Source organism: Haloterrigena gelatinilytica, assembly GCF_013342145.1.
Classification (GTDB): Archaea; Halobacteriota; Halobacteria; order Halobacteriales; family Natrialbaceae; genus Haloterrigena; species Haloterrigena gelatinilytica.
Genome location: NZ_JABUQZ010000001.1, coordinates 3,284,463 through 3,298,424, shown reverse-complemented (window position 1 = coordinate 3,298,424; position 13,962 = coordinate 3,284,463). Strand labels below are relative to the sequence as shown.

Below are 13,962 nucleotides of genomic sequence, written 5' to 3'. Positions count from 1 at the left end.
GGTCATGGCCCTCGAGGAACTGGGGCTGACCGAATACGAAGCGCGGTGTTTCGTCGCCCTTACGCGGATCTCCAGGGGAACCGCAAAGGAGGTGAGCCAGGTCGCAGACGTTCCCCGCTCGCGGGTGTACGACACCATCGAGCGCCTCGATCGGAAGGGGCTCGTCAACGTCCAGCAGACCGAACCCCGAGAGTACAAGGCCGTCTCGGTCGACACGGCCTGTCGGCGCATCCGCGAGGACTACGACTCCCGGATCAACGCCGCCGAGAACGCGCTCGGGAACCTCAAGACGCCGGAATCGGACGACGACGAGGGGATGTGGGCGATCACGCAGAACGAGCACGTTACCGACCGCATCGTCACGTTTCTCGAGGACGCCGACGATACGGTTCACTACCTCGTGCCGGCGCCAAAGGTGGCCGAAACGCGGATCGTCGAGTCCCTTGCGTCGGCCGCCGACCGCGGCGTCGACGTCTACATCGAAGTGCCGACCGAGGACGAGCGCGAGGAGTTCGCCGACGCGGTTCCGGGCGCTGCCGTCACGGTCTCGCCCGATATCGCGACGACGAACGAAATCCACTCCGAGTGGCCCGGTCAGTTGCTCATGACCGACCAGAAATCGATCGTCGCGACCGGGATCAAGGAGAGCGACCTCCCCGACGTGACCCAGCAGGTGGCGGTCTGGACCTACGGTCACGATCACGGTTTCGCCGTCTGGATGCGCGAACTGCTCGACGACCGACTCGAGATCCGTCACGAGGATCGCTCCCTCGAGGAGTGAGCCGACGGTTCCCCGCTTCGAGGCGCCCGCTGTCGGTCAACGAGTATATATCTTTAAGGCTGTGCCGCCGCTAGCGATGTTAGCAATGGCCATAGATCCGCAGTTTCACGAGAACCGCGACCAGGTCGACGAACACGAGGGCCACTCCGTCTGGGGCCCCGTCGACGAACCCGAAGAACTCGGCATCCACGGAACGCACGTCGCGGTCGACTTCGACCTCTGTATCGCCGACGGCGCCTGCCTCGAGGACTGCCCCGTCGACGTCTTCGAGTGGGTCGAGACGCCCGGCCATCCGGAGAGCGAAGAGAAGGCCGACCCCGCAAACGAGGCCCAGTGTATCGATTGTATGCTCTGCGTCGACGTCTGTCCGGTCGACGCGATCGACGTCGACGCGGGACGGTCGGCCTGAGAGACGGTTGGGACCTGCTACTCGGCGCGGTCGACGTCCACTTTCTCCTTGAGCGTCTCGAGGCCGTCGGCTTCCGCGAGCTCCTGTAAGCGTTCGCGGAAGTGTTCCTCACAGAGACCGACTTTGAGACCGTCCGATTCGGCGGCGAACGCGGCCTCGCGGTCACAGTAGTGGCAGTTCATAGGTGCCTTTTGGGACCACGATGCATTGAACCCTCCGCTATCGGCTAAGGTTGTCTCACGAGTCTGCGATAGTCGTCGCCTCGTACTCGCGTCGCGACAGGCCCTCGACGCCGAGTTCGGTCTCGTGGGCGTCGCTTCCGCCAGTTACCAGCAGGTCGTTGCGTTCGATCGCCCGCTTCACGACGTCCAAATCGACGTCGTCGCGCCCGTACGGATAGTGAAGTTCGACGGCCTCGAGGTCGGGGTCGGCGGTCAGTCCGAGCGCCGCTTCGGGATCGCGATACCGGAGCGGGTGGGCCAGCGAGACGAGTCGACTGGCGCCGGACAGCGCCGCCAGCCCGCGCTCGAACGACGGGACGTCTCGAGCCGCGTAGCAGGGGTCGCCGTAGCCGATGAGTTCGTCGAAGGCGTCCTGATAGTCGTACTCGACGTCTGGATGGGCCTCGATCGCCCGGGCGACGTGGGGCCGTCCGAACCCCTCGTCGACGGTCACGCCGAGATCGACCCCCAGTCGGGTCTCCACGCAGTCGACGATCGCCCGCCCTCGCTCGATACGATTTCGCTGGATCCGCTCGACGATCCCCTCGAGTTCCGGGGTCGGCTCGACGCCGTATCCGAGCAGATCGACCCGCTCGCCGTGGGGCGTCTCGACGCGGAGTTCGATCCCGTTGACGAGCGTCACGCCGTCCCGCTCGACCACCGGCGCGTCGAACGGCTGGAGCCGATCGTGGTCGGTCACCGCGACGACCTCGACGCCCGCGTACCGGGCGGCGTCGGGCACCGTCTCGAGGTCAAGACTCCCGTCCGAGCGCGTCGTGTGGACGTGCAGATCGGCGTATGGCATCTACTCGAGTCGAGGACTGCCGGTCGTAAAGACGTTTCTCCGCGCCTGTTCCGGCATTCGTCCCGCTGTCACAGCCACATATTAGGTGTATAAGGAATCAAGTGCTACTAGGAAACATGGATGGACAATGTTTATAATTATCGTTCACGGAGGATAGGGTGTAATGCTGCTCAACGGCACCGGCGACGTCATCGACGACCACGAGTATCCCGCCACCACCGAGGAACTGATCGAAAACTACGGCGATCGAACCCTCGAACTCCCGAACGGATCCGAGACGGTCGGCGATGTACTCGCCCGCCTCGAATCCGAGACCTTCGAATACCCCGAGGAGGCGCGCTTCGCCGTCTATTCCGCGGTCAGCGACAAGGCCGTCGGCCGCGTCGGCTACAGCGACCGCGACCCGACGCCGACCGGCAGCCCGTACTCGCCGGACGCGGTTTCCTTCTAACAAACTTTTTTAGCAGGGTCCTCCCTCGCTTCGCTCGGTCGAACCCCGCTAAAAAACTTTGATGAAAAAAGGCCGAGCGCTCACTTCGTTCGCGCTCGGTACAATTGCTTGTTCTCAACCCGCGCCAAGGAGTCACCGCTAACATCTGCGAGCGACCGCAGGGAGCGGGCGGGCCGACGACCGATGTGAGTAGCGCGGCGCGAAGCGCCGCGAGAAGCGAACGGCGAAGCCGTGAGTCGAGCAGCGCGAGCGAACGGAAGGAGGAGTGTCCTCGTGAGCGAAAGCGAACGAGGACTCGGAAGACGCTTTGTGTCTTCCGGTGCTTTTATACTAAATTTTGCCGAGGGCGCGGCGAAGCCGTGCCCGTGGTTCGAAAGGCGCTTCGCGCCTTTCGTCATCACGAGAGAGCTTCGCTCTCTCGAACGACAGAGCAAAATTTAGTTGAACGTGTCGATGACCGGGATCCCTTCCGTCTCGTAGTCGGTCATCGCCTCGAGTTTGTCGGTGACGTCCTCGAGACCGATGGTTTCGGAGACGACGTCTGCGGGGCGGAGTTTGCCGGTCGCGACCATGCGGAAGATCTCGTCGTATCGGGTCGGCGGCATGCCGAGCGAGCCGATGAACTCGATCTCCTGCATGACCATCGCATCGGACGGAACGGTGATCATGCCCTGTTCGTCCTGCGTGGTCAGGCCGACCTGGAGGTGCTGGCCGCGGTTGCCGAGGCTCTGGACCGAGTTCTGGGAGGTCGTTTCGATGCCCAGGGCGTCCATCGAGACGTTGGCGCCTCCGTCGGCGATCGCTTTGACTTCGGCCGGGACGTCGTCGACGTCGCCGGCGTTGACGGTCTCGACGGCGCCCAGTTCCTGCGCTTTCTCGAGTTTCTCGTCCGTGAGATCGACGGCGATCACGTTGGCGCCGAGGGCGTCGGCGATGTGGACCGCCGAGAGGCCGACGCCCCCGACGCCGTGGACCGACACCCAGTCGCCCGCGCTCACGTCGGCCCGGTGGGCCAGCGCGTGGAACGACGTCATGAACCGACAGCCCAGTCCGGCCATGTCGACCGACGAGACGCCGTCGGGGAGTTCGACGAGGTTGTGATCGGCCGCGGGGACGTGTACCTGCTCGGCGAACGCACCCTGTACGGGTTCGACGAAGCCAAGCGGCATCACGTTCTCGCAGGTGTTCGAGTGGCCTCGGCGACACTCGTGGCAGGTCCCGTCGCCGAGGTTGAACGGAACGGCGACGTGGTCTCCTTCCGAGACGTTCGTCACCTCGTCGCCGACGGCCACGACGCGGCCCGCGGGCTCGTGGCCCAGGATCTGTCCCGGGTTCGTCTCGAGGCCCAGCCACCCCCAGTCGCCCTGCCAGCCGTGCCAGTCGCTCCGACAGACGCCGCAGGCTTCGACGTCGACGACGGCACCCTTCGGATCCGGATCCGGCGCGTCGACGTCTTCGATCGAGAGCGGTTCGCCGTGTTCCTCGAGGACTGCTGCGCGCATGAATCTGGGTGATGCTACCGCACCACATATATGTGCGCATCGTTCGCACGTAGAGACGGTCGGCAACGCGTCCGTCTCGAGAGAAATCCGCCGTTTCGTTTCCGTCACTCACCGCGAGCGGGAGCGATCAGTTCAGGATGTCGACCGCACCCGCCAGATCGAGTGGGACCCGGCCCTTCGTGTACCCCTCGGCGCGGCCGTCCGGGCGAACGCGATAGACGACGGCCGGCCGGTGGCGCACGTCGGGCTGTTCGGCGCGGACGGCGTTCCAGGCGTCGTCGCGAAAACTCGAGCAGTCGACGAACAGCACGGCGCCGCCGCCGTGTTCGGCCAGTTGGCCGTTGGTCTTGGTCTCGGCGGTGTCGCGGACGGCGGCGACGGGCCCCGCCGCCGCGCGGTTGATCGGCGGCTGGGGACGGGTCACCTCGACGAGGACGTTGGTCCGTTCGTCCTCGGCGCGGAAATCCAGCGAGTGTCCGGTCGTGACCTCGATTTCGGGTTCGACGGCGTAGCCGGCGTCCGTGAGGATCTTCGCGGCGATGAACTCGGCCATCGCGGCGCTCATGCGAACGCGATCGACGTGGTCGCTGGTCCCCAGTTTCCCCGACATGACGTGTCGGTACTCGTCTAAGACGCCGGTCCGGAGGAAATCCTCGAAGAACTCGGTCGTCTCGCGCCGCCCGGCGTCGGGGAAGCCGGCGGCGTGTTCGCGGAAGAACGCTCGCGTCGACTCGCGGCCGTCCTTGGACATGAAGACGGGGAGGAAAAACCACGAGAGGTGCGGGTAGTCGACCAGCCACGGATCCTCCTCGTGGAGCGTCGAGAGCAGTTCCCGCTGGGTCCACCGCGAGACGTGATAGGGGACTTCCCGCCAGCCGAACTTGTCGGTCTTCCACAGCGACGAGGGCGTCTCGGTGTTGCCCATCCAGTAGGCCTCCCCGCCGTTTCGCGCGAACAGCGCGACGTCGCCGTTTTGCATCTCGAAACGGTGCGTCTCCCAGTCGGCGCCGATGTCGAACCGCGGCGCCACTGCGCGGGCCCCGATGTTCGACCGGAGCGGCTGGAGGATCTCGTGTCGGACTTTCTCCTCGCTCCAGGAGGCGGGCGAATACCGAAAGCGAAGCGGCCGTGCCACGTTCTCACTACGCCGGCGGGGTGCATACGTGTTACGTGTCGGATTGATATGATTGACCGTTACATTAATGATCGAGACCCGCCTACGTGTGTATACTTGCCATGTCAATGGGTGCCTATGACGAAGACGAACACGAGCGACGCGAGCAGCAGGCGTCCAGAGTCGACGCCGATTTCGACGACGAGCGGACGATCTATCACGGCGAAGTCGAGTACGACTCCGGCGAGTCGGCCGAAGCGCTACTCGACCAGTTCGAACAGATGAAATCGGAATAGTGCGACCCGCATTCCGCCGTTTTCTTCCCGTTGGAATCTCGGCGTCACGTCGATAGCGACGCGTCCGGGTCCGGGCCGTCCCAGCAGTCCGTGGAATCGCCGCCCGCTCACTCGAGGGCGTCCCAGCCCGGCGTTCCGGGCGCGCCGCGGTCGTCCTCGATCTCAGTAGCGACGTCGGGGTCGGGAACCGTCCCGTCCGCCGTCGCCCGTCGCCGGTGCCACTCCCGGATCGCCGGCCCGACCCACGACTCGGCGCGGTCCCGCTTCGAGTCGGGGGCGTCGCCGCTCCGGTCGTCACCCGCGTCGCGGTCGTCGCTCGAGTCACGACGAACGGCCGCACCGTCCGGCGCGGCCTCGAGCGCTCGCTCCTTCCCCCACTCGTAGTGGTAGTCGGACGTCGCGAGCGTGCCGGGGCTCGAGGCCGCGGCGACGGCCAGACACTCCGCGCGGTCGGCGGCCGTCAGCGTTCCCGCGGCGGTCCGCTCGACGATTCCCTCGAGGTCCTCGGGTCGGGGATGGGCGAACAGTTTCGCGCCGAGCGCCTGCGATCCAAACAGCAGGCCGTCGAGATCCGGGTCGACGTCCGCCTCGAGCAGGCGCTCGCCGCCGAACGCGGCCTCGACGCGCTCGCACTCGGTCTCCTGCTCGAGCGCGAGGTTGTGCGCCGGATAGGCGCCGCACTCGTCGGGAAAGCGGTCGCTGCCGTGGATGCGACACTGCAGCGTCGTCGGGTCGAGGAAGACGCAGGTCGGGAGCCACGCCGGTTCCTCGCGGTCGAAGGGGGCGACCGGTTTGGGCGGCTTCCGGAGGCCGACGAAGAAGACCGGTCGACCGGCGACGGCGGCGACGCTGCGGCCGTCGATCTCGACGCCCTCGCTCCCGTCGCGAGCGCGCCAGAACCGCGGCGTCAGGGCCGGCGCCATTCCCGCCTCGAGGAACTCGCGGACCTCGTCGCGGGTGAGGGCGACGAAGTTGGCGTCGTCGTCGATCGGCGGCCGGCCGTCGCCCTCGCCGTCGTCGAACGGCCGGTGCCGTCGCTTGTTCGCTGCCCCGGCGGCGTCGGTCGCGCTCTCGCCGTCCTCGAGCAGCGGTCGCCAGTCCATGCAACAGCCCGCACAGCCCTCGCAGTGGACCTCCATACGCGGCGGTAGCACGGGGGGACGTAAAACCCATCTGGCGCGGGAGAACGACTTTCAGCGCACGGCGCACAGTTTCGGGTATGGCACGGAACACCTGCGACGGCTGCGGACGAACGGTCTCGGTCGCCGGCGGCATCGCCAACCTCTGGACGTTCGGCGAGGACGACGGCAGCGACGGAACCGCGATGACCCTCGAGTTGGCCGACGGGTCGGAACACCTGCTGTGTTACCCCTGTATCGAGGCTCTGCCCGACGAACCGACGGCCGACGACGTAGCGAGACTCGAGCAGGTCGACGAGGGGAGCTCGCAGCTCGGCGTTCAGTGACCGAAAAATCGGGTTAGCGCGATCGGTTGACGGGTGGACCGCCGTCGCGAGCGCGACGCGAGTCGCACCGATCGCGAGATCGATCGCGGGTGCGCGTGAGCCACAGACCGCGACCGCGATCGCCGCAGCGTCGAGGGCCGCACGCGGAAGGGGGCGGCCGGCGCGGCCGAGCGCCCTTCCGTACCCGAACCGAAGGGCGGCGTTCCTATTCGTAATCGCCCGCCTATCGTCCGGTAGCCGCCACATACCGCGGGGGATTCCGCCGTCGGACGCCCCGTAGTGTCCGGTTTCGCGGTTCGGCCGCTCGTCTCGAGTCCGAACCCGGACGTTCGGCTCGAGTTCGCCGACTGCATCGCGCGCGACGGTTCGTAGCCTTTAGGACGCGGCCGCGCGGTGCATCGAACGGTGAACCCCGAGCGGATCTTCGAGGAGTTTCCCGCGCCCAGCTACCGCGGGACCCAGGAGCAGGCCCTCCGCGACATTCAGGACGCCTTCGCGGCCGGCAACGACGTGGTGTTGGTCCGAGCGCCGACGGGCAGCGGCAAGTCCCTGCTCGCCCGCGCGGTCGCGGGCTGTGCGCGGGAGACCGACGACGCCGACCCGAGCGACGCGACCGGCGCCTACTACACGACCCCGCAGGTCTCGCAGTTGGACGACGTCGCGGCCGACGACCTGCTGGCGGACCTGAACGTCATCCGCGGGAAGTCCAACTACTCCTGTATCCTCCCCGACGAGCGCGACACGCCGGTCAATCAGGCCCCCTGCGTCCGCGAGCGGGGGTACGACTGTTCGGTCAAGCACCGCTGTCCCTACTTCTCGGACCGCGCGATCGCGTCGAACCGCAATATCGCCGCGATGACGCTGGCCTATTTCATGCAGACCGCGGGCAGCGAAGTCTTCCGCAAACGCGACGTCGTGGTCGTCGACGAGGCCCACGGGCTGGCCGAGTGGGCCGAAATGTACGCGACGATTCAGCTCGGACCGCGGACCGTCCCCTTCTGGGACGACCTGCGCGTCCCCGAGATCGACGACCTCGATCGGGCCGTCCGGTACGCCGAGAACCTCGCCCAGAAGTGCGGGCGGCGCAAGGACGACCTGCTCGCACAGGACTCTCTGACGCCCGCCGAGGTCCGCGAACGCGACCGGCTGCAGGAACTCATCGGCGAACTCGACTGGTTCGTCTCGGACTACCGCGATCCCCAGAGCCCGACGACGTGGTTGGTCGACCAGTCCGAGCCGTCGCGGTCCCGGACGAGCGGCGACGCCGACGGCGACGACGACCCCGCGGGCGGCCCCCTGACGATCAAGCCGATGAACCCCGAGAAGTACCTCCAGCACACCGTCTGGGACCGAGGCAACAAGTTCGCGCTGCTGTCTGCGACGATCCTCAACAAGGACGCGTTCTGCCGGCAGGTCGGGCTGACTCCCGAGAACGTCGCGCTGGTCGACGTCGAACACACCTTCCCCGTCGAGAACCGGCCGCTGTACGACGTGACGCAGGGGAAGATGACCTACGAACAGCGCGACGACACGACGCCGAAGATCGCCCGCACGATCGTCCGGCTCATGCAGCGCCACCCCGACGAGAAGGGGCTGATCCACGCCCACTCTTACGACATTCAGGAGCGACTCGCCGACCTCCTTACCGACTTCGGCGTCGGCGACCGGATCCGGACCCACGACCGGGACGGCCGCGACGCCGCCCTCGACGGCTGGAAGGCCAGCGACGACCCCGACGTCTTCCTCTCGGTGAAGATGGAGGAGGCGCTGGATCTGAAAGGCGACCTCTGTCGCTGGCAGGTGCTCTGTAAGGCCCCGTTCCTCAACACCGGCGACTCGAGAGTCGCCCACCGACTCGAAGAGGGGCAGTGGGCGTGGTATTACCGCACCGCCCTGCGGACCGTCATCCAGGCCTGCGGCCGGGTCGTCCGGGCCCCCGACGACCACGGCGCGACGTACCTCGCGGACTCGAGTCTGCTGGACCTGTTCGATCGCGCTCGGACGGACATGCCCGACTGGTTCGAGGCGCAGGTCGTCCGGATGGAGCGCCCCGACCTACCCGAGTTCCGGCCCGGGGACGCCCTCGGCGACGGCGGCGCGTCATCGGCGCGAGGCGGCGGATCCGACGACGCCGGCGGATCCGAACGGGGTACGAGAACCGAACGATCGCGGACGCGCTCGCGCTCCCGTCGGTCCGGCCGGTCGTCGAACTCGAACTCGAGTCCGGTCGCCGACGTCTGGGACACGGACGGCTAGTCCTCTCGTCGACGCTCGCGACGAGACTTCCAGGCGAAAATACGGCTCCGAGAAGAGTTGTTGACGCGTTCGCAGCGACGGCGATGCGCGCCTAGAGCGCGGTGATGCCCCACGCGACCATCGAGGAGACCATCAGGATTGCGAAGGTGAGGGCGATAATTTGGTTCCGATCCATACCGGATGGCACTCACTACTCCGGTATGAATGTCACGACCGTTCGGGTCGCTCGACCATCCTGCGCCGCTGTCTCACTCCTCTGTCACTCGAACCGCGCGTCCACGACGACGTGAGCGACGCCGGCGCTGTGGCTCTTGACGCGGCGCTTCTCGAGGACCTCGAACTCGCGACCGGCGGCCTCGCCCGCGGCCGCGAGCCGCTCGAGCGGACGGTCCCAGAGCCGGGATTCGGGCGTCGCCTCGTGGTAGTGGACGACGCCGCCGGGCGACAGCGCCTCGAGGGCGTCGGGGAGGAACTCGTGGGCCTCGTCCGTGCGGGCTCCGTCTCCGTCGCCTTCCTCGCCGGCCGCTTCGTCAGAGCCGCCGCTGCCGTAGTAGCCCATCACCACGCGGTCGGCCTCGAGTTCGGCCGCGAGCTCCCGACAGTCGGTCATGTAGGCGTCGACGCGGTCGCCGACGTCGTTGAGCACGGCGTTCTCGAGCAGGTAGCGGAAGGCGGTCGGGTTGATCTCGGTCGCGGTCACCCGCGCGCCGGCCCGGGCCATCGGGAGGGTGAAGTAGCCGATTCCGGCGAACATGTCGAAGACGTGCTCGTCGGTACTCCCCAGTTCGCCCATCCGGGCCCGTTCGGCCTGGTTTCCCGGCGAGAACATCACTTTCGCGGGATCGAGACCGTAGCGGGTTCCGTGTTCGGTGTGGATCGTGTCGGTGTCGCGCTCGCCGGCGATCAGCCGGGTCCTGGGTTCGCGGTAGGTGCCGGCCGCGCCGTCGTTCGCGATCCCCTCGTCGGCCAGCACGCTGTCGGCCTCGCCGTGGAGCTCGAGCAGGGCCTCGCCGAGTTCCGCCTCGTCGGGACAGCCCTCGGGGACCGTCACGAGGATCACCGAACCGATCACGGCCCACGAGCCCGGCGCCGCCTCGAGTTGCGCGTCGGTCCAGCCGCGGTCGGAAAGCAGGTCCTCGAGGTCGGGGCTGCGGGGCTCGGGCTCGAGCTGGCGGACGACCTCGAGGACGCGGGTCTCCGCGGGCGGCTCGGTGACGGGGAGGGCGACCTTGTCGGAACCGTCCTCACGGACCGTCCGCGAATCGTCGTAGACGCCCTCGGCGCGCAGCGACTCGATGGCCGTCTCGGCGCGGGGCTTTTCGACGATCGCCGCGAGCGGCGCGTCCGCCTCCGCGCGCTCGAGGACGTCGATCGCGTCCGGTTCCTCAGACATCGTCCTCGCCGCGGGTCGCGTACGGATCGTAGTGGCCGGGGTCGTCCGCCTCGTCGCCCGTCTCGGGGTCGGGATCGGGCAAGATGTGCAGCCCGGCGCGGCTCTTCAGGACGGGCACCGTTTCGGCCTCGGGATCGAAGTAGTCCGGCCGGGAGACGGTCGTCGCCTGGTAGGTCTCGGGATCGAGCACCTGCACGGCGTTCTCGTCCTCGACGGTGACGACCGTGGTCTCGACGGCGTCCTCGAGGTCGCCGAGTTTCCGGGCGTCGGGCGCGTTCCCCTCCTCGTAGCCGGCCTCGTAGCGCTCGCCGGTCGTCGCGCGGACGCCCTTGAGGTTGCCGCGGGCGCTGCGGACGATCACGGGCCCGCCGTCGTCGTCGGCGAGGTCGATGACGTCGCCGGGGGTGTAGGGCGGCAGGCGGACGGCGAAGGTGACCCGGTAGACCTCGTTGCCGTCCTCGTCCTCCGTCACGAGCGTCTCGGCGTCGTTGACGGTGCCGCCGAACTCCTCGACCATCTTGTTCGAGATCTTCTTGCCGATCTTGTTGGTCGAGACCTTGATGTTCAGCCCCTCGTCGACCTCACCCATCTCGGTGACGAAGGCGTTGCGGTCGCCGGTCGCCTCCATGTCGGCGACGACGGTGTTGGCGATCTCCTTCGCGCGATCCGTCTCTTCGGCCGTCGGCGTCCGATCCTCGGCGCGGATCTGGACGATACTGGCGTAGTAGTCGCCGGCGATCCGCCCGCAGCGCAGGCAGGTCTGGCGGGCGATCTTGACGGGGACCATCACCTGTTCCTCGACGGGCGTTCCGCGGACGACGCCCGTGAAGTAACAGTGCATCCGGATGGTGTTCTCGTCGATCTGTTCGGGCTCGACCTGCCAGGCGACGTCCTCGACGTCGACGTGGACGGCCAGCGCCTCGCTGACCTCCTCGATGGCGATGTCGGTGTAATCCTGCGCGCCGACGTCGACCCACCGGTTCCCGCGGTAGACCGCCCCGCACTGGGCGCAGACCCGGACGTCGATCCGATCCGGCGCGTCCACGAAGTCGAAGCTCTCGAAGTAACACGAATCGCAGAGTTCGACCTCCGCGCCCGGCCGGAGCGGATCCGCGGCGGTTTCGTCGTCCGCGTCGGCTGCCGATCGCTCCGGAACGGGATCCCCGCACCGGGGACAGAACGCACGCGACTCACTCATTAGTGTCCCCGTTTGGGGTCTCGCGGAGTTAAGCGCCGCGCTCTCCGCGGCGGGGGCCGGGCTACGAGTTCCGCTCGTCGGCGGCCTCCGACCCCTCGTCGGTTTCGCGTCGGCGGAGCCACTCGACCGAGAGCGCGCCGCCGGCGATCCCCGCTCCCGCGGTGAATCCCGGCATGCCGTCGCCGTCGTCCTCGGTAGCGGTATCGTTGCCGTCACCGCTCGCGTCGTCGCCGTTCGATCCGTCGGTCGTGCCGGTGGACCCCTCGGATGCGGAGCCCTCCTCGTTCGTCCCGTTTCCGCCGTCTACGTCGTCAGAACCGGAGTTTTGTCCGGTTTCGTTCGTCGGTCCGTCGTCGGATTCCGCCGCTTCCTCGTCGCCGTTCGCTCCCTCACTGCTGTCTTCGGCGTCGCCGCCGTCGCCTTCCGGATCGTCGTCACCGGTGTCGCCCTCGCCGTCCGACTCGTCGCCGTCTGACTCGTCGCCGGCCTCGTCCGCTTCGGATCGGATCGCGCGCAGCGTCTCACCGCTGGCGTAAATCGTTCCGTCGGCCAGCGCCAGAGTCGGCCGTTCGTCGGTGCCGATCGCCCACGCGACCTCGCCGTTCTCGTCGAAGGCGTAGACGCCGGTCTCGGGTTCGGGCATGTCCTCCGGCCCGTAGGCATCTCCGTTGATCGTCGCGCTCGCGTAGACGATCCCGTCGGTGACGACCGCGGACGAAACGTGGTACATGTTGTACGGCGTCTCCCAGCTCTTCCCGCCGGTCTCCCGGTCGAACCCGTACAGATCGTGCATCGTTCGGGCGAAGAACTGCTCGTCGGTGATCGGTCCGGGCGTGGTCGGCGCCCGTTCGCTGTTCGTGTGTTTCACGCCGGTTTCCGCGCCGTAGATCGACGTGTAGCCGTTCCACCATACCGCATCCGGCGTCGAGTCCACGCTGCCGACGACGACGACGTCGTCTGTCGCGACGGGGTGACTGACCTGCCTGTCGGTGGGCGCCGTAAAGCGACTGTACTCGTCCGTTCCCGCCGGGTCGTCGTCGGTCCAGCGCTCGGATCCGTCCGCGAGTTCGCGAGCGAACAGCCGCGACTCGCTCGTGGCGAACACCGCGCCGCCGCCGACGGCGACCGGCTGTTCGTACAGCGTTCCGTCGGCCGGGTCGAACCGCCACTGGACCGTGAGGTCGCGAGCGTCGGCGGCGTAGAGCGTCCCGTCCGTGACGACGAGGACGAGCCCGTCCGCGACGACGGGCGACGGAATCGCCTCGTCGGAGCCGAAGTTGGCCTGACAACAGAGCGTGCCGTCGCGTTCGATCTTCGCCAGGCGTCCGCCGCCGACGTACACCGCCTCGTCCGTTACCGCGGGCGTCCCGCTCGCGCCGATATCGTCGGTCTTCCATTCGACCGAGCCGTCGGCGGCGTCGAGCGCGTGAACTTCGCCGCCGGTCGTCAGATAGACCGTGCCGTCGACGACCGCGGTCGGGCCGCCGTGATCGTACTCCCAGGCGACGGTGACCGGCGCTTCCGGCCCGCTCTCGGGAATGGCGGCGTTGTTCCCCGGGTTGCCGCCCACCGACGACCAGCCGGCGGCTTCTCCGATCGACGCCGGTTCGTCCCCCTCTCCGGCAGCCGCGGCGCTAGTCGTGAGCGATCCACCTGCGATCGCGAGTCCCGCGTACTGCAGCACTCGTCGTCTTTCGCGTTCGACCATGGCCAGCCGTCGGGCACTCGAGTCAATAGCTATCGACTTGGTAGAATCGTTGTCACCTCCGAATCAGTGACTGTAACAGTTCTCACAGTGACAACTGTCGGCGCGTCCGGCCGAAACAGGCGCCGATATCGGCGCTTCTCCTCGAACGGTGACCGCACCCGACCAGTTGGCTACTCCACACGAAACGAAGGAGGTCGGCGACAGCCGGCGTCGATCGACATCCCTCGAATCAGTCGGACGAGCGTCAGGCGGCGGTGGGTCTCGATCCGTCGGACGTCCTCCCGTACCGGTGTCTCCATGCGAAATGAAGGGGTCCGACCGATCGCTGACCCTGTATCTCAGAACCCAGTTACGTTCCGATCT

14 protein-coding genes are annotated in these 13,962 nt (G+C 67.5%); 6 read left to right on the top strand and 8 right to left on the bottom strand.

The features are described from left to right. Positions 1-4 precede the first annotated feature (4 nt). Positions 5-781, top strand: coding sequence for a TrmB family transcriptional regulator (locus HTZ84_RS16420; protein WP_174682608.1), 777 nt, complete (start codon positions 5-7; stop codon positions 779-781). Between the two features lie 85 nt (positions 782-866). Continuing rightward, a complete protein-coding gene (locus HTZ84_RS16415) occupies positions 867-1,190 on the top strand; it encodes a 4Fe-4S dicluster domain-containing protein (protein ID WP_174681658.1) in 324 nt (107 codons plus the stop codon). Positions 1,191-1,207: 17 nt separating this feature from the next. Here the strand turns inward: HTZ84_RS16415 and HTZ84_RS16410 are convergent, their stop codons facing one another. Both HTZ84_RS16410 and HTZ84_RS16405 read right to left on the bottom strand, forming a co-directional pair. Next, positions 1,208-1,372 (bottom strand): DUF6757 family protein, encoded by a 165-nt coding sequence (locus HTZ84_RS16410; RefSeq protein ID WP_008893031.1) that lies wholly within the window; start codon positions 1,370-1,372, stop codon positions 1,208-1,210. Between the two features lie 55 nt (positions 1,373-1,427). Next, complete coding sequence (locus HTZ84_RS16405; RefSeq protein ID WP_174681657.1) at positions 1,428-2,216, bottom strand: PHP domain-containing protein; 789 nt, start codon at positions 2,214-2,216, stop codon at positions 1,428-1,430. Between the two features lie 163 nt (positions 2,217-2,379). On the opposite strand from HTZ84_RS16405, the gene HTZ84_RS16400 reads away from it, so the two are divergent. Beyond that, entirely contained in the window at positions 2,380-2,667 is a 288-nt protein-coding gene (locus tag HTZ84_RS16400) for a DUF5789 family protein (protein WP_174681656.1), read from the top strand. Positions 2,668-3,104: 437 nt separating this feature from the next. Here HTZ84_RS16400 and HTZ84_RS16395 read toward each other — a convergent pair whose 3' ends face one another. Both HTZ84_RS16395 and HTZ84_RS16390 read right to left on the bottom strand, forming a co-directional pair. After that, entirely contained in the window at positions 3,105-4,169 is a 1,065-nt protein-coding gene (locus tag HTZ84_RS16395; RefSeq protein WP_174681655.1) for a zinc-dependent alcohol dehydrogenase family protein, read from the bottom strand. 127 nt (positions 4,170-4,296) lie between these two features. After that, positions 4,297-5,304 (bottom strand): DUF5784 family protein, encoded by a 1,008-nt coding sequence (locus HTZ84_RS16390; protein ID WP_174681654.1) that lies wholly within the window; start codon positions 5,302-5,304, stop codon positions 4,297-4,299. Positions 5,305-5,405: 101 nt separating this feature from the next. On the opposite strand from HTZ84_RS16390, the gene HTZ84_RS16385 reads away from it, so the two are divergent. Beyond that, entirely contained in the window at positions 5,406-5,579 is a 174-nt protein-coding gene (locus HTZ84_RS16385; RefSeq protein ID WP_164722063.1) for a DUF5786 family protein, read from the top strand. A 107-nt stretch (positions 5,580-5,686) separates the two neighbouring features. Here HTZ84_RS16385 and HTZ84_RS16380 read toward each other — a convergent pair whose 3' ends face one another. Beyond that, a complete protein-coding gene (locus HTZ84_RS16380; protein WP_174681653.1) occupies positions 5,687-6,718 on the bottom strand; it encodes a YkgJ family cysteine cluster protein in 1,032 nt (343 codons plus the stop codon). Positions 6,719-6,798: 80 nt separating this feature from the next. Here HTZ84_RS16380 and HTZ84_RS16375 point away from each other — a divergent pair, with 80 nt between their 5' ends. Together HTZ84_RS16375 and HTZ84_RS16370 are read left to right on the top strand one after the other, a co-directional pair. Next, a complete protein-coding gene (locus tag HTZ84_RS16375) occupies positions 6,799-7,044 on the top strand; it encodes a DUF7561 family protein (RefSeq protein ID WP_174681652.1) in 246 nt (81 codons plus the stop codon). A gap of 405 nt (positions 7,045-7,449) precedes the next feature. After that, on the top strand, positions 7,450-9,300 hold the full coding sequence (locus HTZ84_RS16370) for a helicase C-terminal domain-containing protein (RefSeq protein WP_174681651.1): 1,851 nt from the start codon (positions 7,450-7,452) through the stop codon (positions 9,298-9,300). A gap of 259 nt (positions 9,301-9,559) precedes the next feature. Here HTZ84_RS16370 and HTZ84_RS16365 read toward each other — a convergent pair whose 3' ends face one another. From HTZ84_RS16365 to HTZ84_RS16355, 3 genes are all read right to left on the bottom strand, one after another. Then, entirely contained in the window at positions 9,560-10,693 is a 1,134-nt protein-coding gene (locus HTZ84_RS16365; protein ID WP_174681650.1) for a class I SAM-dependent methyltransferase, read from the bottom strand. Continuing rightward, entirely contained in the window at positions 10,686-11,891 is a 1,206-nt protein-coding gene (locus HTZ84_RS16360; protein ID WP_174681649.1) for a 60S ribosomal export protein NMD3, read from the bottom strand. The genes HTZ84_RS16365 and HTZ84_RS16360 overlap by 8 nt, the downstream gene beginning before the upstream one ends. 61 nt (positions 11,892-11,952) lie before the next feature. Continuing rightward, positions 11,953-13,599: an outer membrane protein assembly factor BamB family protein gene (locus tag HTZ84_RS16355; protein ID WP_174681648.1), complete on the bottom strand. Its 1,647-nt coding sequence runs from the start codon at positions 13,597-13,599 to the stop codon at positions 11,953-11,955. Positions 13,600-13,962: the final 363 nt, after the last annotated feature.

What these genes read in the sequence shown, in the direction of transcription:
- HTZ84_RS16400 (WP_174681656.1), top strand. Translation starts at nt 2,380, where the DNA reads ATGCTGCTCAACGGCACCGGCGACGTCATCGACGACCACGAGTATCCC.
- HTZ84_RS16375 (WP_174681652.1), top strand. Translation starts at nt 6,799, where the DNA reads ATGGCACGGAACACCTGCGACGGCTGCGGACGAACGGTCTCGGTCGCC.
- HTZ84_RS16365 (WP_174681650.1), bottom strand. Translation starts at nt 10,693, where the DNA reads ATGTCTGAGGAACCGGACGCGATCGACGTCCTCGAGCGCGCGGAGGCG.
- HTZ84_RS16360 (WP_174681649.1), bottom strand. Translation starts at nt 11,891, where the DNA reads ATGAGTGAGTCGCGTGCGTTCTGTCCCCGGTGCGGGGATCCCGTTCCG.
- HTZ84_RS16385 (WP_164722063.1), top strand. Translation starts at nt 5,406, where the DNA reads ATGTCAATGGGTGCCTATGACGAAGACGAACACGAGCGACGCGAGCAG.
- HTZ84_RS16405 (WP_174681657.1), bottom strand. Translation starts at nt 2,216, where the DNA reads ATGCCATACGCCGATCTGCACGTCCACACGACGCGCTCGGACGGGAGT.
- HTZ84_RS16410 (WP_008893031.1), bottom strand. Translation starts at nt 1,372, where the DNA reads ATGAACTGCCACTACTGTGACCGCGAGGCCGCGTTCGCCGCCGAATCG.
- HTZ84_RS16355 (WP_174681648.1), bottom strand. Translation starts at nt 13,599, where the DNA reads ATGGTCGAACGCGAAAGACGACGAGTGCTGCAGTACGCGGGACTCGCG.
- HTZ84_RS16415 (WP_174681658.1), top strand. Translation starts at nt 867, where the DNA reads ATGGCCATAGATCCGCAGTTTCACGAGAACCGCGACCAGGTCGACGAA.
- HTZ84_RS16380 (WP_174681653.1), bottom strand. Translation starts at nt 6,718, where the DNA reads ATGGAGGTCCACTGCGAGGGCTGTGCGGGCTGTTGCATGGACTGGCGA.
- HTZ84_RS16395 (WP_174681655.1), bottom strand. Translation starts at nt 4,169, where the DNA reads ATGCGCGCAGCAGTCCTCGAGGAACACGGCGAACCGCTCTCGATCGAA.
- HTZ84_RS16420 (WP_174682608.1), top strand. Translation starts at nt 5, where the DNA reads ATGGCCCTCGAGGAACTGGGGCTGACCGAATACGAAGCGCGGTGTTTC.